We start from the raw sequence: 21,788 nt of genomic DNA, 5'->3' as shown, positions 1-21,788 counted from the left end.
GGTAGAATTAAGATGAAACAGACTGCAGAATCCATTAGAGACCGGTTTATGAAACTTGGCATCGATGTGCCTGTCGAGGACATCGAAAGCAGACTTGACGAGTTGATTACAAAGTTCAAAGTGCCTTCAAACGAGGCGCAACGCAGCGTAACAAACTATTTTTTGAAGAAATATTCCATTCCTAAAAATGAGTTTTATGTCAGGCAGGCTGAACCCCAGCTCACCAAAATTGCGGATGTTACGGAGAATGGGCAGTGGGCAAACCTTAAGGCAAAGGTTGTTCAGCTCTGGGAAAATACTCATGAATCCATATCTCAGGTTGGGCTCCTTGGAGATGAAACTGGAATCATAAAGTTTACCACCTGGAAAAATGCCGAACTTCCTCCTCTTGAGCAGGGAGAGAGCTACCTTCTCAGAAGTGTCGTTGTCGGAGAATACAACGAAAGGTTTCAGGTCCAGGTTAACAAAAACAGTTCCATAGAGAAGCTTTCCGAGCCTGTTGAAGTAGGAGGCGGCGATTTCATTCCTTCAGCAAGAGAGGCCGAACTCCGAAATATTGTTGATCTTGTGGGAAACCAGTGGGCTACCGTAAGAGGGAAAGTGGTCCAGCTCTGGGAAAACTCCCATGAGTCGATAGAACAGGCAGGGCTTATAGGAGATGAGACCGGTGTCATTAAATTCACTAACTGGGCAAGCTCCGAACTTCCTGATATGGAAGAAGGCAAAAGTTACATGCTGAAAAACGTGGTCATTAACGAGTGGAACGGCAAGGTCCAGATTCAGCTTAACAGGTCAAGCTCCATAGAAACACTCGATGAAGATATCGAAGTGGGGACTTCTGCTTTTACATATTTCGGGGCAATGATTGACATTCAGACAGGCTCAGGACTTATAAAGCGGTGCCCTGAATGCAAACGGGCCCTGGTTAAAGGCGCCTGTGCAGAGCACGGGAAGGTTAAAGGAGAATATGACCTCCGGATAAAGGCAGTCCTTGACTCGGGGACTTCCACCCAGGACGCCCTGATTAACCGGGAGCTTACTGAAGAGATTGCCGGGATATCTCTTGACAGTGCCATTGCAATGGCTGCAGATGCCCTTGATCCTGGAGTTGTACTGGATAAATTAAAACACGAACTTGTCGGCAGGTATTATACTATTAGCGGACACAAACTTGACCGCTATATCCTCGTGGATTCCTTTACTCCAAGGACTTCCCTGGACAGGGAAGTCCTTGATGAATTGCTTTCTGAACTGGAGGTGGCTTAAATGGCAGGCTTCTTTAGAGAAGTATCGCGCAGGGTTTTTTCCCAGGAACTGAAAGACTCAAACCTCACATCCAGGGACGAAAGTGACCAGTATGCCCCTCAGTATCTCCTTACTCCAACAGGGGCGAAGGTGAACCGTATATTCATTGTGGGGACTCTTATCGAAAAGGAGGATATTGGTACTGACTCCGAATACTGGAGAGGCAGGGTTTCCGACCCAACAGGTTCCTTCCTTGTCTATGCAGGGCAGTACCAGCCCGAAGCCGCTCAGTTCCTTGCTGAGTGCGAACTGCCTGCTTTCATAGCGGTCATCGGCAAAACCAGCACCTATACCACCGATGATGGAAACGTCCTGACCTCTATCCGTCCGGAATCTATCCAGCAGGTAGATGAGCTGACAAGAAATCTGTGGGTACTCGATACTGCAAAGCAGACTCTTGAGAGGATAAGGGCAGTTGAGGCACAGGAAGACCCGAACTCAAAGCTTGCAAAGGAGCACTATTCCACTGATACTGAGATTTATCGTGAAATGGTTAAAAAAGCCCTTGAGTCCCTTAAAGACAATGCCTGAGAATTGCAAAAAGTAGCCGTAATTGGTAGTCGTCAAAAGTGACGGGCATCTGCCTTAGGGATCGTGAAATTCAGGGACATTTTACTCTGAATTCACACTTTTAAATTAGGAAGCTCTTTGCTTCTTTAATTTTTCTAAATCCTTTTTTCTCTTGCTTTTGTTTTGTTTTTTCCTATTTCTTTTCAGATAGTTCACTTCTAATTTTTAATGCGCTGAATAAGTTTTTCCTTTTTTCATGGTATTAGGGCATAAGAGGCAAAATATAGATAAATAAACGAAACATGATATAAAATGAGCAATGAGTAATTGAATAAGAGTCAACGCTAAAATAAGTTAATGAATTGGCATATGGGATGATCCTGTGAAAACCTATCTTGTGGTCTGGTTTAGTAGTGAAGGAGTTCGCCCGTCTGAGGTCAATCAGAGACTGTTGTCCCTGGGTTTTGAACCCATGCAGGGCAGCTACGATTTTGTATATAACTGGAACAGCAATGTTGGTGTCGAGAAGATTCTCGAGTTTGGAGATAAAGTCTACCTGAGCCTTCAGGGAACAGGTGTAATGTTCAAACTGGAGACCATGTGAACTGACAGGAGTTCGCCAAATATATAGTTCCAGAGACCTCGCCTAGCGAGGCATGTGCCTGAGTTCTTACAATAAAAACCCTTAGCAGGTTCCTGCGTATTAATTTTTCAGGATTTGCTGGTCGGCTTCAGGCGCTCAGGCTTCTTTTTATTTATTATTTATGATTCTCTTCCTTTTTTTGTTTTTTCAGTTCATCCCGGAACTTGATATATTCACAGCTCTCTCCTTCAAGGGTAAGTATCCTGCCGTTAATACTTCCTTTTTCAATTATTAGTTCCACAACACCTGGATTTGACATCCGGGGTTTTGTCGGAGAACCCGGGCAGACCAGCATAACATCTTTCTTTTCAATCAAAGGGCGGTGAAGGTGCCCGAAAATCAGGACATCTACTCCCATTTCTTTTGCGAGGTAACCCTGGGCAGTTGTATCCATTACTGAAAGCCCTCCTTCATGTATCACCCCTACTTTGACCCCTTCAACCTCAAATTTCAGCCTTTCGGGAAGGAGCTTCCGGAGTTCTAAGGTGTCATCATTTCCATAAACGGCTTTCAGCTTGCCGCTAGCACTGAATGCCTTATAAGCTTCTACAGTACTGAAATCCCCTGCATGGACAATCAGGTCACAGTCTTTGAGAATGCTTTGAAGTTGCGGGGGGATTTCTCCTTTCTTAAGGTGGGTGTCGGAAAGTGCGATCAGCTTCATGGAATACCTCCTGATTATCAGATTATTATCTAATATTAATATACTAAGATATTAAGATAAAAATGTGCAGCGTAATTAAAGATGGTTATTACTGTTAAACCTAAAATTATAAACCTGATAAATTATGGCTAAAAATGAAAAATTATAGTTAAACCTGACAAACACAAAAAAACCGATACTGTTTTCGGAAAAATAACAGGTTCGAATTCCAAACCCGTGAGTCAGGAATCTCGGACCGGGAGCTAAAACTCAGGAAAGTTATTCGACTGTCAGGTCAACAAGTTCGTACTCAAGGTTCTCGGTTTCTAACCTGTTCAGGAGAGCAGAGACCTGTTCGTCTACTGAAACCACCAGGGATGAAAGTCCGTGGTATGCAGCCTCGATAACGGATTCGTTTGTCCCGAACATGACATTGGGGCTTATGCCGATCTTGCGAAGAGCAATTAACGATTCTACGCCTATTGCTGCGATATAGGGTTTTGAGTTTGCCAGCGTCTTCAGGCGCTCGAGGTCCACTTTTCTTGACCCTCCGCGCTCGACCCTGGGAACCTTGCAGATCGTGATGGTTGCGTTTTCCAGATCTATAAGGCCTTTGAGGCTGGTTACTCCCACATCGTCCCCCTGGGCGGCATCGGATATGACAGTGCCTGATGCGCCTGTCTTTTCCGTGCTGCTTACATAGAGAAGTCCGTGGTCCATTTTCAGGTAAACCTGCTGGCCTTCCTTGACTTCCTCTTTTGTGATGGCTGTCCAGGTTGAGACATGGCTGATTATGTCCTCCATGACAAAGCGGGCGTACCGCTTCATTTCGGCGGCATTTTCAAGGACCCACTCTACGCCTTCTTTTGTTATCCTGTACCGGACACGGCCCTCGGTTACAATAAGCCCGTCATTTACAAGCTCTTTGATGTATTCGGAAACAGCCTGGGGGGTTATTCCTATCTTTGCGGCAATCTCCTTTTGCCTGACATTGGGCTGATGGGCGGCAATCTCAATAAGGACCTGAAATTTGGTGACTCCGCTCTTGGTCTGGAGGATTTTAATCATCAATCGTAATTCTCCTCGACATCTTCAATTATTTTTAACCTCTGCCCCATTACTGATAGCCTTTCGGACCGGCGGGCAACGGCGCAAATATAAAATGGGTTTTTGTTAAGAGTCCGTGTAAGGTTGCTCATTGAGGTGTTGCCCTCTTCTACCAGTCTCTCCAGTTCATCCATGGCATCCTTCACCTCTTCATACGGCTTGAATGTCAGCATAATGATATCACTGAGGTCTTCAAAGGAGCACTGAAAGTTCACCTGAACCTTTGAATAAGAACTGTGGTATTCTTTTGAGGGTTTTTGTCCCGCTTCAGGGACTCTCCACTGGCTTTCAAGGAGCCCGGCTTTTTTCAGAATATGAAGGTTTTTTGATGAATCCGAACCTATGAACTCATCGATTTCTGCTCTGGTCATCCATTTATTAGAAAGTGCATCGAATATTTTTTTATGGGTTCTGGATCCAAAAGTCCTGAGTAATGGTACTAAATAGGAAGGATCGTTAATTATTCGAGTTCGTTTACCCATTTATGTCCTCTCCTTCTCGCCTTATGTTATCGGCTTTCAATATAATAAAGATTTGTGATGTGATTATTCGTTATAAGCGATATCAAGCCCTTCGGGCTTATCCCAGTTGAAAACAGGAGCAGCACGCTTCATATCACGTGATTTTTCATGCAGGGCATGGATAACAATTGGAAGGGCGATGGTAGCATCCACAAAAACCTGTACTTTTTTTGCCTGAGGTGCGATCTTTCCCCATGAAACTGCTTCGTCAAAAGTGCATCCTGAGAGTCCTCCCCAGTGTGGAGAATCGGAAGTATACTGGATTGCATAGTCATGCCCGCCAATATCCATTCCAAGAATCGAAGCTATTACCTCGGTCTGCTGGATGAAGTTCTTCGGGACTCCGCCTCCTACATAAACAACGCCTGTTCTTTCTGATTTTTCCACAATCTGTGTGATCTCGTCAACGTCTTTTATCTGGTCAATTTCAAGTTTCAGCCCTCTTCTCCTTGCAATGGTAAGCCCTATCCCTATGGAACTGTCCGACAATGCAGGTACAAAAATCGGGACATTGTGCCTGTACGCGCTTACAACTATTGAGTCTTCAGCAGCTCCTCTCTTTACAAGCTCCTTTCCAAGAAGGTACATGAACTCCCTTGAGGAACAGGAAATCTCTCCAATCTCCTCTGCAAAATCTGCAATCAGGTTATCTGCGGTCCTGAACTCTTCTTCCACTGCAAAGACATCATAAATCCTGTCCACACCGTGCTCAAAAAGTTTTTCATCATTAGCAAGATGTGAGCCCACATAGTGCTTCCTGCCGAGGGCTTCGTGACAGTCATGGAACAGGTTCGCCCCTGTGCTTACAAGGCAATCGATCATTCTTTCCTGGATCATATAGGAAAGAACTCTGCGCATGCCGGCAGGGACCATGGCCCCGGATAAGCCCATAAGCACTGTTGTGTTCTTCTCTTTGAGCATGTTATGCCAGGCCTGGACTGACTCTGCCAGCTTCCTGCCCTGAAAGCCGGTTTTGAGCATTCCGTCTATCAATTCACTTACAGACCTGTCTTTCACATCAATTGGAACTGTTGGGTTATTTGTAAATATATTGTGATGCATGCCATTCTCCATAATAAGCAGATCATGATATGTTTGCCTGTGACCCTAATATCCTGTCTGGAGGTACCCGACAATAGATGGTAAGAGACGCAAATAACGTATAGGATTATATATTTTTTATTAAATATTAATATATGCAGACTATCTCACCTGAGGATTCCTTACAGAGACAGGCTTCTCCGAAGGAAGACTGATTTGCTGTGTATAAGAGTTATGAGTTAAGAGGGAAAGATGTGTAATAGATCGTTTATAAGATAGTTTCTAATAATGACTGGATTCAATGATGATTAGATGCTTGATAGTTGCAGTTTGGTGAGTGGGTATTAGGGATAGTATCAGTAAACAGGTGATGTTGCAAATAGATAATATCGTAAATGAGTCTGTCTGTAAATAATACTATTATGTATATCTCGTAAATGAGTCTGTCTATAAATAATACTATTATGTATATGAAGCAATAGTATTAACTGGAGTTCCTGTGTGAAACTCCTCTTTTAAATAATAAAAACTGCTGCGGATATTACAGTCATCCAGTCTCCGCTTTCGTGTACAGACGATGATCTGGGGGTGCTGAAGGTTTTGAGGGGTGCCTCATTTGTCCAGGTGCTGTACATGCTTCCGGCAAGTTTTATGGCATGTTCCCCTACATCATGTGCGTTTTCTCCGTAAGCATGATACTCGGAAATATAGCCGTGCTTGCTTATATCCCTGGGAAGTGCGCATCCGACGGAAGTACTTAACGTTCTTCTTGGTTCATTGGAAGAGATTCTGGACATCACACAGAAAACTACCTCTCCAGGGCTCAGTTCTTCCAAACCTTCTTCCTTTGTCACGATTTCACATTTTGGAGGCAGAATAGAACTTACAGTTACAAGGTTAAATTTTTCAATGCCCGCATCCCGGAGTGAAACCTCAAATGATTCAAGTTGTTCGGGGTGTGTACCAACTCCACTTGTGAAGAATACTTTTCTTGGAATTAACTTTGTGATCATCTTTGCATCCTTGTGAAGTCATCAATTTGAACTTAATTGAAATAGCAATTATCATTTTTAAGCGTTGCCCTTCAATTTTGCTGGAAAAAGTTCAATTCCTGTTTCTTCAGGCATTAGTGGATTGTAGAAGTTTATATCTATACTTTTATATTTAAATGGATTTTGTCAGGAGATTTTTACATGCATTTTTTCAATATGAAGTTCTTTTACTTTTATTCAAGAGGCTCTATAAATTAATTTACTCAAAATTAATCGGTTACTTCTAAGATTCTTTTACTTATCCATTCTCTTATTGAGATTATCTCGCTTTTACGTTCTTTTACTGAAATTCTTCTATTTTCCAGCCCTTTTGCAAAATCTCTCATAAGCTTTATATCATGCAGGATAATTACATCGTGTGTTACTCCTTGCAATTTTCCTGTCCACAGCCTTTTTATGATAGGAAAAATTCAGTTTTTCCGGAAACTTTCGGAAATGCGGACCTGATTATACGCGTTATTGTAGCAGGAGATTGTGTTTTTCTGGCCTCGGGCCTGAAAACCGAACTACCATTAATTAACCCGGATGTCGATATAAAGGCAGAGAAAATGGCAGAGAAACTCAACCTTAAAGTTATGGAATTGCTTGACGGCAGGCAGCTCTCAATCAGCGGACTCTCACGGGAACTGAAAGTCGGAGGGATAGAAGAACACCGGCTGGTTCTGACCGGCTACCTCAGGGCACTCAGGGATCTTGAACTTCTGGAGGAAATCGAAGTTCCCCCTTCCAAAATCTATTCTTTGCCTGAAAAAGGCAAGGAGCCTCTGCCAGAAAAGGGCAGGGAACTCAGTCCGGCAGATCCCTCTGATTCTGAAGACATTTACCTCATTTTCAGGGCACAGCTCCTTAAAATCGATCTGGATTTCCGGATTCCTGTTGGTGTTTATGTAATTTCCAGACTGTTTGAAAGGCCCTGTTTCCGCAGGGAGTTAAAACTTGTAGGAATCACCCAGAAACACCTTGACCGGTACATGGAAAAACCCGGACTGGTTTGCGAAGTCCCTGACTCATACCTGAAAAAAGCCCGGGCAGACATTACAAAAATTGAGGTTCCCCCGGATGACCCTGCATATGAAATCCGGGAAAACAGGGAAGAAGTAACCAGGTTTGCAAACGAAGTGCTTGCAGGGATGATTAAACACAGAATGGACCTCGAAGGGCTGGTAGCAAAAAGCAAGCAAACTACCCTGGTCCCCTGAAATCCTTTTATTCCCTATCCTGAACCTTTTATTCCCTATCCCGAAATCCTTTTATTCCCTGCCCTGAAGCCTTTACGCAAATCCTAATTACAATCAGGGCTCAAATAGCAGATATGTTGGTCCTAATATGAAAGTTGCCTGTATCCAGATGGATGTGCTTCAATGCAGGAAGCAGGAAAACCTTGAAAAAGCCCTTTATATGGCTCTCAAAGCCGTTGAGAAAGGAGCCGAGTTAATTGTTTTTCCGGAGGTCTTTTCCACAGGTTTTTGCTATGATAACTTCAGCCATGCAGCCGAAAGTCTCCCATCTCCCACTCTTGAGAACCTGGCATGTTTTTCCGAAGCAAATGACTGCATTATCCTGGGTTCAATTATTCAGAAGGATAGTGGAGAATGTGGTATAGAAAGTGATGGAGAGGATGGTGGAGAGGATGGTGGAGAAACTGGTGGAGAAACTGGTGGAGAAAAAGTTTTTCCAGAGGGAAAAATTGTTTTTTCCGGAAAAGTAAAGGAAATGCCGGAAAGTAAAAAATCTGCTCTTTACTATAACCTTGGTTTCTGTTTCGAGTCCGGAAACCTTGCAGGTACCTACCGGAAGACTCACCCCTTCAAAGCCGAAAACAGTTATTTTTCAAAAGGCAATTCAATAGAGCCCATTTCCCTTAAAAAACAAAGTCTGAAAATCGGGTTTGAAATCTGCTACGAGCTCCGTTTTCCCGAGGTTGCAAGAAAACTTTCCCTTGCCGGCTCTGACCTGCTTGTGACCACAGCCGCTTTTCCTAACCCCCGGGCTGAGCACTGGAAAACCCTTGCAAAGGCACGCGCAATCGAAAATCAGATTCCTCATATCGCCTGTAACAGAACCGGCTCCGCTCCTGACTGCACTTACTTCGGAAACTCGATGATTATTGATGCCTGGGGTGAGGTAAAAGCCGATGCCGGTAGCAAAGAATGTGTGATCGTGTATGACCTTGATCTTGCAGGAAAAGATGAGATTCGAAAGGCTATTCCTGTTTTTGAAGACCGGAGAACTGAGCTTTATTGATAAGCTGAAGCAGAGCTGCTCTTGAAAAATGAGAGATACCCGGATGATATTCCGGGTACGGCCTGGAAATATTTAGATATATTCTGAGATAACCTGCCTGCATCAAAGTAAATAAATAGGGTTTCTCGGATTTTAGAGTCTATTGGATTCTAGAGTCTATCGGATTCTAGAGTCTATCGGATTTTAGAGTCTATCGGATTTCAGCCCTGATATGCCTGTGAAACCAGGAAACCCTTATACAGCTTACTTTATGCGAATGGATGCTTTGCTGAATCCTTTTTGTCCAGCGCCTCTTTGACTGTCGGACTGCTCTCCATTGCACGGGATATTGCAAGCTTTGTAGCTTCATAGTTGTATTCGTAGACTTTATCTTTGTCTTTTGCATCCCATTCGATAAAGACCGAAACAATTATGAAAATGTCATCTGCCTGCTCTTCAGGTAGTACTCCGGCAGCTACCGAGTCCATAACCGCTTTTGCAACCGCAGCCTGGGCCGGCCCGAACATAAGGGCAGCCTGTGCCACATTCTTGATCGTTACCTTGTTTACGAGCAGGGTTACAGGTTTTGGCTGGAGATTCGGCTCAAGGACAGCAAGAAGCGGGGTATGACCCTGCCTGGGCATCGCAAGGGAATTCATAAACGCTGCCTCTACCGGTCCTCCTCTTGGTCCGATGATAAGGTCGATGTGTGCAATTTCCGGGCCTGAGCCAATGAGAGCTTCTCCGATCATGCTTTTTATAACAGTTTTTACCAATTTCAACACCTCAAGTCTATTTCTACAAAGGAAAAATCGTACCTAATCCCTTTCCTGAAAGAGATATTTACTGATATTTTGATGATGTTCTGATAGTGGAGCAGGAGATTGTAAGGCTGTTTCCATATGTAGAGAATAAATTAACCTTTAATACTTTCAAACATAAATAAATAATTTGTTAGTTTCCGGCCTTGATTATGGAAAAATTTTGCTAAGTAACTGTTGCCCTGAAAATTTTGCCCCGAAACTTTACCCCTGTAACAGAATGGCTTTTACACAGGATCGGGAGTAGATGGGACTTATTGCCCATAGAGCCAGACCCTTTCTGTCTCATAACCGGACTATGGGGTGCATGTCTGCAAAAGAAGAGTGACATCTTGAACTCGATAGTGTGGTCAACAGCAAAAGATAAGAAATAAAAATACGATCCCGTAGAAGAGTACTCCGGGTTTCAAAAGTACTCAAGGTTTCAAAAGTACTCCGGGTTTCAAAACTCATTTTGGAAACCGGAAGGGAGCACTTTTCAAAAAAAGAGCTAAATTTCAAATTGCTTTTCACAGGGAAATCCCTGAAAGGATCTCAAGCCTTTTGTTCCAGTGGTCGAGTCCCCTTTTTGCCGCATACCAGTCGAAGAAATCACTTTCATCTCCCATGTTTCCGGCTTCAAACTTTGCTCTGAGCTCACTTGAGCTGTACCCGAACTTTGCTTCAAAATCCTCACAGATTATGGAATACCGCTTGACCTTGTATTTTGCAACATGCTTTTCATGTTCAAGAGCCGAACGGATAGCCTCACATACTTCCTGAGGTGAGAAATCAGTCTCTATATTAAGTGTGAAACTCATGTCTATCCCTATTAAGAATAGTCTCCTATTTCATATAAAGTAATTAGAAAATAAACAATTGAACAGGTTTATTACCTGAAAAATCTCTTTCTCATGCCTTCCATTTCACGAGCTTATTTTCATAACTACCTTATTTCTTTTTTTCAGAATTTCTTTTTACCGTTTCTTTTTCCGGCTCTTCGTCATTCTCTATGGATAAGATGATTTTCAATTCAAGATCGCGTTGGGTTTTCTGAGAATATCCACACGAAACAACGAAGAGCCCTTTTTCCTTTACAGCAAGCCCTATCAGAAGAATTCCCATAAAAAAGTTATAAGGAAATAAAGTAACAAAGAAGGTTGGGGCGAGTTAAATAAGGTGGAGGGGAGTTAAATAAGGTGGAGGAGAGCTGATAAGAACAGATAAATCACAGATTTAAAGGATTCAGGTTAAAAACAGAACCGGTTTAGAAGGTTTACATATTTAGACGAATACATTTTCAATAATTGCTGCAGAATATGAAATTCAAATCTCTTTTACCTGGATTGCTTCTTTTAGCATGTGCGAGAAAAGGTCGGTACCCCATTTAAGGGCTTCAGGTTCGGAACTTATCAGGCTTTCGTGTTCAAAGAATTTCTCTCTGGAGAAAAGAGTGAGCAGAAAAAACCTATCTGTTACTGTAAGGTCTGCAATTTTAGGGTCTTGCGGGAAGATAAACACCCTGACGTTTCCAAAATTCAGGAAAGTGCACAGTTCTTCCCTGTAATCCGTTTTGAACCTCCGGAACACTGGCTCTGTAAACATCAAAGAAATTTCCACTCCTTTTTTTGCAAGTTCCGGGTAGAGTGTGGTAAAAGAAGGGTGGAAATAGGACGCAAAACCGAAAATATGCGTGGAAAGATGAAGTTTTTCTACAAATTCAGGGTTAAGTTCGAACATGTGGCTCACCTCCGGACGGATGAGTTTGCAGTTCTTCAGTTCAAAAAGTCTTTTGCGTAAAAAAGGAGGGATTCCTTCAAGGTTCCTTTTCGTCCAGTAATCGAAATTTTCTTCCAGGACTTCCAGGGTGTCCAGAAAAGGCGGCATTTTGTCCGCGATTATAATTCCCATTGGAGAAAGTTCATAGGTATGGCCCTTCTGTATAACGAGATTACCTTCCTTCAATTTTTTGATCTGAGGGAGGATTGAAACAGGGCCTGCGGAAAGGTGTTTCTGAATCTCAGCCATACTCCCTGGCTTATCTTTCAGAAAAAGAAGAAGTTTCTTCCTTTTCTCAGATAAAAAGACCAGCTCTATTAATTTGACTTGCTCCTTCATCTCAACACCGTAAATAAAACACCAATGATGTCTAGATGGCAGAACAGCTATTTATACATTGTTATAAAATTTCAACCGTTTCATGGTGTACGAAAAAAATAGAAAAAGGAAGGAAAATGAAAGATGGAAAGAATATGAAACAAGGACGGAAAATGAAAGGAGGAGAATGAAAAATATTCTACCGGTTCGGAAAACAAAGGCTGCCGGAAAGGGTATGATTCTTGCAGCGAGTGGCATTCTGCCAGTTAGAACCTGATAGCATCAAGGACCGCCAGTTTTTGCTTCCAGTGGTCAAGCCCTCTTTTTGCGGCATACCAGTCAAAATATTTGTCGTCGTCGATATATTCACCGGCTTCAAATTTTTGTATGAACTCCGTGGAGATCAGGTCGTACTGGTCTTCAAATTCATCGCAGATCATGGCGTAGCGGTATACCTTGTATTTCGCAAGATGTTTATCATGTTCCAGAGCCGAGCGAATGACCTCGCTTACTTCCTGTAGCGAGTAATCGGTATCAATCTGCAATGTAAGGTCCATGTTTATCCCATAGAATAATTGTTGAAGGCAATAAAAATGTTGCTGATACTAAAAATTGATCCTATATCTCTTTTTCTATTTATTAATGAGTTATATCCTCTGGAATCTAAAGAATATAGGGAGCATGAGGCTAAGATTCAAAAATCTAAGATTGGTGCAGGATTCAGGCCCACCTGCGAATAGATTACAAAAAAGCCTGAATGAATGAATGAATGAATGAATAAGTTAGTAAAAATAAAACGAAATATGGGTAAATAAACCGAAATAAGGAAAAATAAACTGAAATAAAAATAAATAAATAAATAAATAAATAAATAAATAGAAATGAAGGGAAAATAAAAAAATAATAAAAAATTCAGAACAGATAGGTGTAGAAAAGTGTGGATTTGGAAATTAAACCTACACCGTCATCAGTTTCGGGTCACGATACGGATTATCCCGGAGTTCTCCATGTTCTTATAAATGAATGCTGAAGAGTATGCAAGCAGCATGAACTTAAAGCCCTGGGCAAAGTCCATTTCCATGAACATTAATATCATGTACATGAAGAAGGTAAATTGTATTACACACAGGAACATTCCGGCTGCGGTGAACATTTTCTGACGACTGCTACTATCACTACTGTCTGGATCATCTGATTCTTCTGACATTTTGTTTCGGACCTCGCAAATAAAAGTGCTAAAGGTGTTTTATATTTAGTTTGTTTTTATTTTATTTTGGTTTGTGTTTTTTACTTGATTCTGCTTTTTACTGAAGGCAGTTTTCAACCAGCTCAAATTAAATAGTCTCCCCAGCTTTACAGCATAGCAACTAGCTTCTCTGAAGCTTTTAAAACGAGACAAAAAGCTGAAAACTTCAACAGATGCATCTGAAGGTTCAGTTACATTGATCTTCTGGTGCAACATTTATGTGAAAAAACACGCTCCAATTTAGAGACTTTTATACAATCTTACTATTTGTTATGGATGGTATATATAACTTGCGAGGGGAGGGTGGGTACTGCAGAGCTTGAACCTGTTTTTCATTTTGATGTTTTGAGATCATACGTCAATTCCCAGGATAATTCTTAGCCTTTTATCCGGATATCAAGGCTTCTTTTTGCTGTATACCAGTCGAAAAAGTTTCTTGCGGTGATTTCATTCTTAATCTTTTTGAGAGCAAGATCACTAAAGCAAAGATTAAAAAATACCTATATATAGACAAGAATCATTATTTATTATCCAGAAAGTTTCGATAAAACAGGGCTTAAACAGTAGATGCCTGGGGGGTAAATATGGAGCCAAAAATCGCTAGATGCAGCACCAAAACAAAGCAGGGCAACATTCTAAGCTTTTCTTTCAATATGGAGACAAACTTGCTTATTATTAGTCTAATAGAAAAGAGTGGAGCGGCAGAAAATGAATTTATCTGGCGTTATGTTGATGAAAACGCACTTCTCGAAGAGGCTCTGGAAATTGCACAGTAGAGAGCCTGAATTCTGAGGATGAATGACGCGCTTTCTATTTTGAGAACCAATTTCATTTCAGCTGAATATCCCGCGGCAAGCTGCGGAGCTGGAAACTTTTCCGGCGGCAGGAGATTTTTAAGAGAGAATTTTTATTTTTTGGCTGTGGGTGGCTGCTCATAACTTTCCCGGAACTGCCTTCGTTAATATTAAGCGAAAAAAGCCGGAAACTTCAATAAAAGTGAGATTTTCGGGGCTGGAAACTTCTCCGGCGGCAGGACATTTTTAGGACTGATATTTTATTTTTAGTCGCCCCCTTCAGATTTCCGCACAACCGGAGAGAAAAAGCAGAAGATCACTTCCTCCGGGCGGGATTTTTAAGAGATGATTTTTATTTTTTGGCTGTGGGCGGCTGCTCAGAACTTTCCCGGAGCTGCCTTCGTTAATATTAAGCGAAAAAAGCCGGAAACTTCAATAAAAGTGAGATTTTCGGGGCTGAAAACTTTTCAGGCGGCGGGAGAGTTTTAAGAGGGGATTTTTATTTTATATGCAATTTTTCTTGGGAAAGAGAGAAAATTGCTTTTAATAAGGGAATAGCTGAATAGTTACAGAAAAAGCAAAAGATGGAAGAAATGAAACATATAGAAGTTGTAGCAGGGATACTCATATATGAGGATCGAATCCTTTGTATGCAAAGAGATGCTGATAAATATGATTATTTGTCTTATAAGTATGAGTTTCCCGGGGGGAAAGTTGAACCTAGTGAAACAAATAGTCAAGCGCTAATGCGTGAACTGCGCGAAGAAATGGAGATTGAAATAAACATATCTGAAAATGACTTTTTTATGACAGTGACTCACCAATATCCAGATTTTGAAGTCACAATGCGCAGCTATGTTTGCCGGTTAAGCAGTCCTGAATTCATTAGGAAAATACATATTAATCATACATGGTTAAAGCGCCCAGACCTCGACAAAATAGATTGGGCACCCGCAGATCAACCGATCGTAAAAAAATTGATGTTAGAGTGATAATATGGATTATCGTGAAAAACTACAAAATGGAATAGAATATGGCTTTTTAGATTCTTCCATTATGGCACTCGAAGAATATAAGCCCAGGTTGCTTATTAATGATATTGACCGAGGGGAAAAAGTTTTAACATCGGTGGTAGCGGAACTCACTAAATGCGATGAGTTCATGATTTCCGTTGCGTTTATAACAAGTAGTGGCGTAACTGTGTTGTTAAACACTCTAAGCGACATGGAACAACGTGGTGTGAAAGGTCGAATCATCGCATCTCAATACCAGAATTTCACAGATCCCACTGCTCTAAAGCGTTTGCTACTTTTTAAGAATATTGAGTTGCGTATAGTCACTGAAGATAAAGCTAATATGCACACTAAAGGATATGTTTTTAGAAAAGGCGAAGAGTACTCCATTATTGTTGGAAGCAGCAACCTTACACAAAACGCTCTTTGTGAAAATAAAGAATGGAATCTTAAAGTTAGTTCCTGCCATACCGGTGGAATAGTAAACAACATAGTTTCCGAATTTGAAACCATGTTTGAACTTGCAACGCCGGTTGATGATAATTGGCTTGCTGCATACTTACAAATTTATCGCACTACAAAAGAATCTGAACATATGGCAGCATTATCTGTCGAAAAGAAAATAATTCAATTTACAACTATTAACCCCAATAGGATGCAGGTCTCCGCGTTGCAGGCCTTATCCGACTTGCGCAGCTACAATGCCAAGCGTGCTTTGGTAATTTCGGCTACTGGAACTGGAAAGACATATTTGTCGGCGTTTGATGTTAGAACTGTTAATCCTAAAAGATTCCTATTTGTGGTTCATCGTGAGCTCATTGCTAAAGAGGCAATGAAGAGTTACCAGCGTGTTATCGGCGACAGAAAAAGTATGGCTGTAATGAGTGGCGGTAACAAGGTAGATGCTGACTATATATTTGCTATGATCCAAACGCTATCTAAGGATGAAGTTCTCCATCAGTTCTGTCCAGACGAGTTTGATTATATTTTATTTGATGAAGTTCACAGGGCTGGTGCCGCTTCGTATCAAAAAGTTTTCAACTATTTTAAGCCCAGATTCTTGTTGGGAATGTCGGCAACCCCGGAACGTACAGACGGATTTGATATCTTCAAGATGTTTGACTATAATGTCGCTTACGAAATTCGTCTCCAGCAAGCCATGAAGGAAAGAATGATATGTCCCTTCCACTATTTTGGAATTTCCGAACTCACAATAGATGGTAAGATCATTGAGGACAAGACCGAATTCGGCAAGCTAACATCTGACGAGAGAGTGCGTAATATTATCGAAAAGATAGAGCACTATGGATACAGTGGTGATCGTGTAAAAGGTCTAATATTCTGCAGCAGAAAAGAGGAAGCTGTTGCACTATCCACAAAATTTAATTACCGCGGATATCGCACCTGCGCACTTCTTGGCATTGACAATCAGAGTGAGCGTGAATCCGCGATAGAACGGCTTGAGCAAGATGAGTATGAAGGTGCGCTCGATTACATTTTTACCGTTGACATTTTTAACGAAGGCGTGGATATACCGGCTGTGAATCAGGTTGTCATGCTTCGACCTACTCAATCCGCAATCATCTTTGTCCAACAATTAGGCAGAGGCCTGCGCAAAAAGGAAAACAAGGAATACGTTGTTGTTATTGATTTCATTGGTAATTATGAAAAGAACTTTTTAATTCCGATTGCCCTTTCTGGGGATCAAACTTACAACAAGGATACAATCCGCAGATTTGTTGCTGAAGGTAACCGCGTAATTCCTGGCTGTTCAACAGTAAACTTTGATGTGATAACTCGAAAAAGTATTTATGCTTCCATTGATCAAGCCAACTTTAATGATTCAAAACTAATCAAAGAATCCTATCTGGCCCTTAAGCAACGTCTTGGCAGGATTCCTCGGTTAGACGAGTTCGCAGAATACGGTTCTGTAGATATCATTCGAATTTTTGATAAGTTTGGTTCATATCACAATTTTCTCAAACGTTTCGAAGAAGCATATACAGTCGAACTATCTACAATTGAATCTACATACATAGAGTTCATTTCCACAAAATATGCTAATGGCAAACGACCGCACGAACTTGAGTTTATCAAACTACTTGTTGATGGCCACCCACATCCAGTTGCTGGGTTTAAGGAAGTAATGAAAGCAAAGTACCCAGCAATTAAATTCACTGAACACACTATAAATTGCGTCTTAAACCAAATGATGCAAACGTTTGCCACAGGCACAGGGAAGGACAAGTATCGTTCAGCTGTTTTCTTAAACATGACAACCTCTGGCGAATATGAGATCTTCAAAAAATTTGCTGCACTTCTCACAAATAACAAGTTCGAAGCAATGATACTCAATTTAATAGAATTAGGATTGGAAAGAAATACCTTGTTATATGGCGACCGATATCAAGATACAAGTTTTCAGCTTTATCAAAAATACACATATGATGACGTATGCAAATGCTTAGATTGGTCTCAGGGAGAGGTAGCACAGAACATTGGCGGATACAAATTCCACGAGGTAACTAATACCTATCCTGTCTTTATTAATTATAATAAAGAAGATGATATTGAGGACACAATCAAGTATGAGGATCGATTCCTGTCTCCATCCTCACTTATTGCAATTTCCAAATCCCGCCGATATATATCTTCTGGAGATGTCCAGCAAGCTTTAAATGCCCGAGAAAATGGTATAGACTTGTGCTTATTTGTTCGCAAGAATAAGGACGATAAAATATCAAAAGAGTTCTACTACTTAGGCCGTATGTTTGCTACTGGGGACGTAAAAGAATTTGTCATGCCAAAGACAACCAAAACGGCTGTGGAAATTGCCTATTCTCTCCAAACGCCTCTCAGAGATGACATCTATGACTACTTAGTTGGATAACTTGCGGATATACATTCAACAGGCCATATTAATGAAAGCGGAGTACGCATATGTCTATTCTTCTGGAAGACCAATACTGCAGCGCAGCTCTTTTGGAGCAAATGCTCGACAACTTTTCTGCCAGTTATAAAATACTTTGACCGCCCATATTTTAACCCTACTTTTCACACTATTATATGTATTCAGAAACTTGAGCTTTATTTTATAGACACAATTTTTTAAAGTAGTTTTGACTTCTCTCCCACTCAAACTACACCTTTAAATCCCATACATCCCTTTCCTATTCCACAATATAACTTTCATAACTTTTACTCGGTGACATTTTTATGAAAAATAGGCTGTACAAATATTATCCTGAAGATTTCGGGGAGCTTACTGTTGACGTTTTACATATGAACCTGGTGTTTGATGTCTATGATGACAGGACTAATGTGAAGTCCCTGCTCAGGGTCAGGACAAAGGATGCTCCTATTGAGACGCTGGAATTAAACTGCAGGGACCTTGAGATCCGGGCTGTGAGCTGCATACAGTCTGAGGTTTCATACAGGTACAGGCAGGACGATGCGATTCTCGAAATTAATTTCAGGGACGTGATTCCGCCGCATACTGAGATTGCGGTTGTTACGGATACTGTTTGCAGGCCTACCAAAAATGTCCTTGAGGGGCTGTATTACGATGAAACGCCGGCAGGGGCTCCTCCGCAGCAGATCACGCAGTGCCAGCAGTGGGGGTTCCAGAGGATCGTGCCCTGCATTGACGACATGTGCGCAAAATGCACATACAGGACAACCATCATTGCAGATTCGAGGTACACGAACCTTATCACAAACGGGGACGTCGTTGTCGAGCGGCATACCGTAAAGCCGGGGAGGGACAAAATCGTCTATGACAACTCCGTCACTCCGATGGCAACATATCTCTTTTTCCTCGGCGTGGGGACTTATGCGACTTTTACCAGGGAATTTGAGTACCCGGATGGGGAGACTTTCATGCTGGAACTGCTTGTGCCGCCCGGCTCAAACGCAGAAGCTGCCGAAAAAGCGCTTGACATCCTGCATGATTCGGCCATGTGGGTCTATCTCTTTACAGGGGCCGAGCAGTTTGATGAAGATAAGCTGCCTGTCAGGAAGGAACTCTGGGAGCTTGTCCGCAAGCGAGAGAAAATAAAACTTGATGCAAAGTCCGAATCCCCCCTGGAAGAAGAACTCCAGGCGGTCAGGGACGAGCTTGCAAAACTCAACGGGGCCATCACTCCGGGGTACAAATACACGGGAACTGTCTACAGGGAAATCGGGATGCAGAACTCGGACTTCGGGGGCATGGAAAACGTCGGGAACACCACGATTACCACAAACCGTATAATGCCTACCCAGCAGATCACTGACCCGGCTTTCGAGTACATGATAAGGGTCAAGGTGCACGAATATTACCACAACCAGAACGGGTCCGAGGTTACGGGAAAAAGCCCCTTTGAGATCTGGCTGAACGAAGCTGTGACCGTGCATGTGGAAGAGCAGTACCACGCCTTCCTCTTCGGAGAGGATTACCAGAGGATCGGCAGGCTGCTTGACCTGTTTGCCCCGGCATCGGGGACTTTTGCCCTGGACTCGGGAGCTGCGTCCATGCCCATAATCCCTGACGGCTTCAATGACCCAAATGACCTGATCACTGCCGTTACGTATGTAAAATCCCCCGAATACGTGCGCATGGTCGAGACCCTCATAGGCAAGGACACTTTTGTCCGGGGCCTGGACCGCTACTTCAAAAAGTTCAGTCACTCAAACGCGGCCACGCAGGACTGGATCGAAGTCATGGAAGAAGAAAGCGGGCAGCCTTTAAAGGAAATGGCCGAAACCTGGCTGAAGCAGACCAGGTTCCCTGTAGTCGAGGTCTCAGCCGAATATGACATGCCTTCCCGGAAGTTCACTTTCTTCCTAAAACAGCAGGTCCCTGCCGGAGGAAAGCCCTGGGAGTTCCCCTTCAAGGCAGCCCTGGTGGACGAAAACGGAAATGACCTTGCCGAAGTCCTGGAACGAATAAGTGGGGAAACTGCAGAAATTACGGTTGAAAACGTGGACATGCCTTCTTTCCTTTCCCTGAACAGGGAGTCTTCCTTCTATGGAAAACTTGTTTACAGGGCAAGCCAGGAAGAGCTCCTGCTGCAGGTCCGGAAGGACAGCGACATCACAGGCAGGTTTACCGCCTTCTATACCCTTGTGGACCGGGAAAAGCTGAGGCTTCTTAAAGTTCCGGGTGCAGCCCCCTCTGAAGACTTTATAGAACTCTACTACAGGCTCTTTAATGACCGGCAGCTTCTCGAAAGGGCAGGAGGACAGTTCCTGGCCATTTTTGAGTCCGTAGAAGACGAGGAGTTTGCCCACCACTATCAGGCACTTTTTGACGTAAAGAAAACACTTCTGCAAGCGGTTGCCTGGAAATACAGGAACTCCCTTATTTCTTCCTACCACTTCTTTGAGAATACTTCGGTTGCACGGGATGCTTCTCTTGAAGAAACAGCAAGGGTGATCAAGGGCAGGCAGGCTAAAAATGTCTGTCTCGGAGTCCTTGCAACCCTCGATACCCCTGACATCCATGCCCTGATAAAACAGCAGTTTGAGACCGCAGCCTGTGCAACAGACCGATTGAGCGCATTTGCCGCGTACCTTAACAGTTCGGCTCCGGACAAGATTGAAGTCCTCAGGGCCTTTGAAGCGGAATCAAAGCAGAACCTTGTTGCCTGGGAAACCTTCCTTGCAGTAATAGGAAATAACAGCAGTATTGATGCAGTCGAACTGGTCAGGGAAATGGAAAGGTCACCTGCCTTCAGGATCGAACAGACAAACGACCAGCGTGCCCTTTACGGAAGCTTTGCCCGCAACCGCAAAAAGTCCCTCCAGACCGAAGAAGGCAGGGCTCTCTTTGCAGAAATCCTGAAAAAGCTGGCTTCTGTAAACGAATTCAGCACCGTCAATATGCTCAACGCCTTTGCAAACATAGACCAGATGGAATCAAAGTATCATATCCCACTGGTAAAGATCCTGGCAGACCTCCTTGGAGAACTCGACTCCCAGAAATTCCCAAGCGTCTATAACAGGATCCGAAAACTCCTTCTTGGAGCCCCGAAAGCTGTCAAAACATACGGCATAGAGCATGGAGAAATTAAGGCTCTGCATTCGGAAAAACCCCTCGCTTAAGTCCTGATAAGATTATCCGGCCCGGAAGGAGCCAAAAATATTTTTTTCCTTCCGGATACTGCTTTTTTGCACCTATTCATTGAGTTTCAGCCTATTTTTCTTATAACTTTTCTGAAATCGTATTTGAAGGACAGATGCAGGAAGAATATTTATCCGGGGGAAAGGAAATGTTATAAACGTTATTTGGGAGTTTTTTGTCGGATTTCAATATCCGGCTTTTAAGGGGTGGTAAAAGGACATTTGAATATTTTGAAGGTTTGTTTCTGGACGCATTCTCTGCTCTGTTCAATATTGTGGGCTCTCTTCTTATTATCTACGGCGGGCTCAGGGCAATTTCAGAGATTATCCTGCTTGAAGTTTTGAAGAAACCTTATAGCTACCAGCAGGTAAGAAAAGAGCTGACAAACAAAATTGTCTTCGGGCTTGAGTTTTTCATTGCCGCAGACATCCTGGAAACCGTAAGGAACCCCTCGCAGGAAGAACTGCTTCTGCTGGGTACGGTTGTGTTGATAAGGACGGTCCTTGGCTATTTCCTCAGCAAGGAAGTTTCGGAATACCGGCTGGATTGAAACAGAGTTGAAAAACCCGATCCTGCAAGATGCCTGAACTTCCTTCATCTTTTAACACCCCTAACTTTCTCTGTCTTTTCGGTCCCGAATTCTTCCTAAAAAATCAAATATAAATATAAATATAAATATAAATATAAATA

22 protein-coding genes are annotated in these 21,788 nt (G+C 42.6%); 11 read left to right on the top strand and 11 right to left on the bottom strand.

Annotated elements, in window-relative coordinates; translation table 11 throughout:
* The first annotated feature begins 12 nt into the window (after window positions 1-12).
* The 3 genes from EO92_RS09550 (at window position 13) to EO92_RS09540 (ending at window position 2,419) form a co-directional block, all read left to right on the top strand.
* Window positions 13-1,266 (top strand): replication protein A, encoded by a 1,254-nt coding sequence (locus EO92_RS09550; protein WP_048171184.1) that lies wholly within the window; start codon window positions 13-15, stop codon window positions 1,264-1,266.
* Complete coding sequence (locus tag EO92_RS09545; RefSeq protein WP_048171183.1) at window positions 1,267-1,836, top strand: RPA family protein; 570 nt, start codon at window positions 1,267-1,269, stop codon at window positions 1,834-1,836.
* 361 nt (window positions 1,837-2,197) lie between these two features.
* Complete coding sequence (locus tag EO92_RS09540) at window positions 2,198-2,419, top strand: hypothetical protein (RefSeq protein ID WP_011032245.1); 222 nt, start codon at window positions 2,198-2,200, stop codon at window positions 2,417-2,419.
* A gap of 154 nt (window positions 2,420-2,573) precedes the next feature.
* Here the strand turns inward: EO92_RS09540 and EO92_RS09535 are convergent, their stop codons facing one another.
* The 5 genes from EO92_RS09535 to EO92_RS09515 all read right to left on the bottom strand — a co-directional run bounded on the left by EO92_RS09535 (window position 2,574) and on the right by EO92_RS09515 (window position 6,783).
* Window positions 2,574-3,122, bottom strand: coding sequence for a metallophosphoesterase (locus tag EO92_RS09535; RefSeq protein WP_048171181.1), 549 nt, complete (start codon window positions 3,120-3,122; stop codon window positions 2,574-2,576).
* A 258-nt stretch (window positions 3,123-3,380) separates the two neighbouring features.
* Window positions 3,381-4,169 carry a MarR family transcriptional regulator gene (locus tag EO92_RS09530; protein ID WP_200896761.1) on the bottom strand — a complete coding sequence of 263 codons (789 nt, stop codon included), beginning with the start codon at window positions 4,167-4,169 and terminating at the stop codon, window positions 3,381-3,383.
* Window positions 4,169-4,690 (bottom strand): ArsR family transcriptional regulator, encoded by a 522-nt coding sequence (locus EO92_RS09525; RefSeq protein WP_048131650.1) that lies wholly within the window; start codon window positions 4,688-4,690, stop codon window positions 4,169-4,171. Before EO92_RS09525 ends, EO92_RS09530 begins: the two co-directional genes overlap by 1 nt.
* A 63-nt stretch (window positions 4,691-4,753) precedes the next feature.
* Complete coding sequence (locus tag EO92_RS09520; protein ID WP_048131649.1) at window positions 4,754-5,791, bottom strand: deoxyhypusine synthase; 1,038 nt, start codon at window positions 5,789-5,791, stop codon at window positions 4,754-4,756.
* A gap of 494 nt (window positions 5,792-6,285) precedes the next feature.
* Entirely contained in the window at window positions 6,286-6,783 is a 498-nt protein-coding gene (locus tag EO92_RS09515; protein WP_048140443.1) for a pyruvoyl-dependent arginine decarboxylase, read from the bottom strand.
* A gap of 377 nt (window positions 6,784-7,160) precedes the next feature.
* On the opposite strand from EO92_RS09515, the gene EO92_RS09510 reads away from it, so the two are divergent.
* Window positions 7,161-8,021 (top strand): hypothetical protein, encoded by an 861-nt coding sequence (locus EO92_RS09510; protein WP_235283277.1) that lies wholly within the window; start codon window positions 7,161-7,163, stop codon window positions 8,019-8,021.
* A 127-nt stretch (window positions 8,022-8,148) separates the two neighbouring features.
* Window positions 8,149-9,066, top strand: a complete 918-nt coding sequence (locus tag EO92_RS09505) for a nitrilase-related carbon-nitrogen hydrolase (protein WP_048171177.1) — start codon at window positions 8,149-8,151, stop codon at window positions 9,064-9,066.
* 248 nt (window positions 9,067-9,314) lie between these two features.
* Here the strand turns inward: EO92_RS09505 and fae are convergent, their stop codons facing one another.
* From fae to EO92_RS09490, 4 genes are all read right to left on the bottom strand, one after another.
* Window positions 9,315-9,797, bottom strand: coding sequence for a formaldehyde-activating enzyme (gene fae, locus EO92_RS09500; protein WP_048163266.1), 483 nt, complete (start codon window positions 9,795-9,797; stop codon window positions 9,315-9,317).
* A gap of 578 nt (window positions 9,798-10,375) precedes the next feature.
* A complete protein-coding gene (locus EO92_RS09495; protein WP_048163184.1) occupies window positions 10,376-10,666 on the bottom strand; it encodes a hypothetical protein in 291 nt (96 codons plus the stop codon).
* A gap of 130 nt (window positions 10,667-10,796) precedes the next feature.
* Window positions 10,797-10,970 carry a hypothetical protein gene (locus EO92_RS17740; protein WP_156165779.1) on the bottom strand — a complete coding sequence of 58 codons (174 nt, stop codon included), beginning with the start codon at window positions 10,968-10,970 and terminating at the stop codon, window positions 10,797-10,799.
* Between the two features lie 201 nt (window positions 10,971-11,171).
* Window positions 11,172-11,873, bottom strand: coding sequence for a winged helix-turn-helix domain-containing protein (locus tag EO92_RS09490; protein ID WP_235283275.1), 702 nt, complete (start codon window positions 11,871-11,873; stop codon window positions 11,172-11,174).
* 172 nt (window positions 11,874-12,045) lie between these two features.
* Between EO92_RS09490 and EO92_RS17735 the strand changes: the two genes are divergently transcribed.
* A complete protein-coding gene (locus EO92_RS17735; RefSeq protein ID WP_156165778.1) occupies window positions 12,046-12,219 on the top strand; it encodes a hypothetical protein in 174 nt (57 codons plus the stop codon).
* On the opposite strand, the gene EO92_RS09485 is transcribed toward EO92_RS17735, so the two are convergent.
* Both EO92_RS09485 and EO92_RS09480 read right to left on the bottom strand, forming a co-directional pair.
* Window positions 12,209-12,499, bottom strand: a complete 291-nt coding sequence (locus EO92_RS09485) for a hypothetical protein (RefSeq protein WP_048163180.1) — start codon at window positions 12,497-12,499, stop codon at window positions 12,209-12,211. The genes EO92_RS17735 and EO92_RS09485 overlap by 11 nt on opposite strands.
* Window positions 12,500-12,909: 410 nt before the next feature.
* Window positions 12,910-13,149 carry a hypothetical protein gene (locus tag EO92_RS09480; RefSeq protein ID WP_048140433.1) on the bottom strand — a complete coding sequence of 80 codons (240 nt, stop codon included), beginning with the start codon at window positions 13,147-13,149 and terminating at the stop codon, window positions 12,910-12,912.
* 623 nt (window positions 13,150-13,772) lie between these two features.
* Between EO92_RS09480 and EO92_RS09470 the strand changes: the two genes are divergently transcribed.
* The 5 genes from EO92_RS09470 to EO92_RS09450 all read left to right on the top strand — a co-directional run bounded on the left by EO92_RS09470 (window position 13,773) and on the right by EO92_RS09450 (window position 21,648).
* On the top strand, window positions 13,773-13,964 hold the full coding sequence (locus EO92_RS09470; RefSeq protein ID WP_048171173.1) for a hypothetical protein: 192 nt from the start codon (window positions 13,773-13,775) through the stop codon (window positions 13,962-13,964).
* A gap of 602 nt (window positions 13,965-14,566) precedes the next feature.
* The gene (locus EO92_RS09465) at window positions 14,567-14,974 is read left to right on the top strand and encodes a (deoxy)nucleoside triphosphate pyrophosphohydrolase (RefSeq protein WP_235283274.1); all 408 of its coding nucleotides are present in this window, start codon (window positions 14,567-14,569) and stop codon (window positions 14,972-14,974) included.
* A 4-nt stretch (window positions 14,975-14,978) separates the two neighbouring features.
* On the top strand, window positions 14,979-17,885 hold the full coding sequence (locus tag EO92_RS09460; RefSeq protein ID WP_048171171.1) for a DUF3427 domain-containing protein: 2,907 nt from the start codon (window positions 14,979-14,981) through the stop codon (window positions 17,883-17,885).
* A 326-nt stretch (window positions 17,886-18,211) separates the two neighbouring features.
* A complete protein-coding gene (locus tag EO92_RS09455; RefSeq protein ID WP_048171169.1) occupies window positions 18,212-21,079 on the top strand; it encodes a M1 family metallopeptidase in 2,868 nt (955 codons plus the stop codon).
* A 257-nt stretch (window positions 21,080-21,336) separates the two neighbouring features.
* Window positions 21,337-21,648, top strand: coding sequence for a DUF1622 domain-containing protein (locus EO92_RS09450; protein WP_048163264.1), 312 nt, complete (start codon window positions 21,337-21,339; stop codon window positions 21,646-21,648).
* Window positions 21,649-21,788 lie beyond the last annotated feature (140 nt).

The sequence above is a fragment of the Methanosarcina sp. 2.H.A.1B.4 genome (genome assembly GCF_000979385.1).
Classification (GTDB): Archaea; Halobacteriota; Methanosarcinia; order Methanosarcinales; family Methanosarcinaceae; genus Methanosarcina.
The sequence above is the reverse complement of the archived record's forward strand: the minus strand, read 5'-3'. Positions and strand labels throughout refer to the sequence as shown.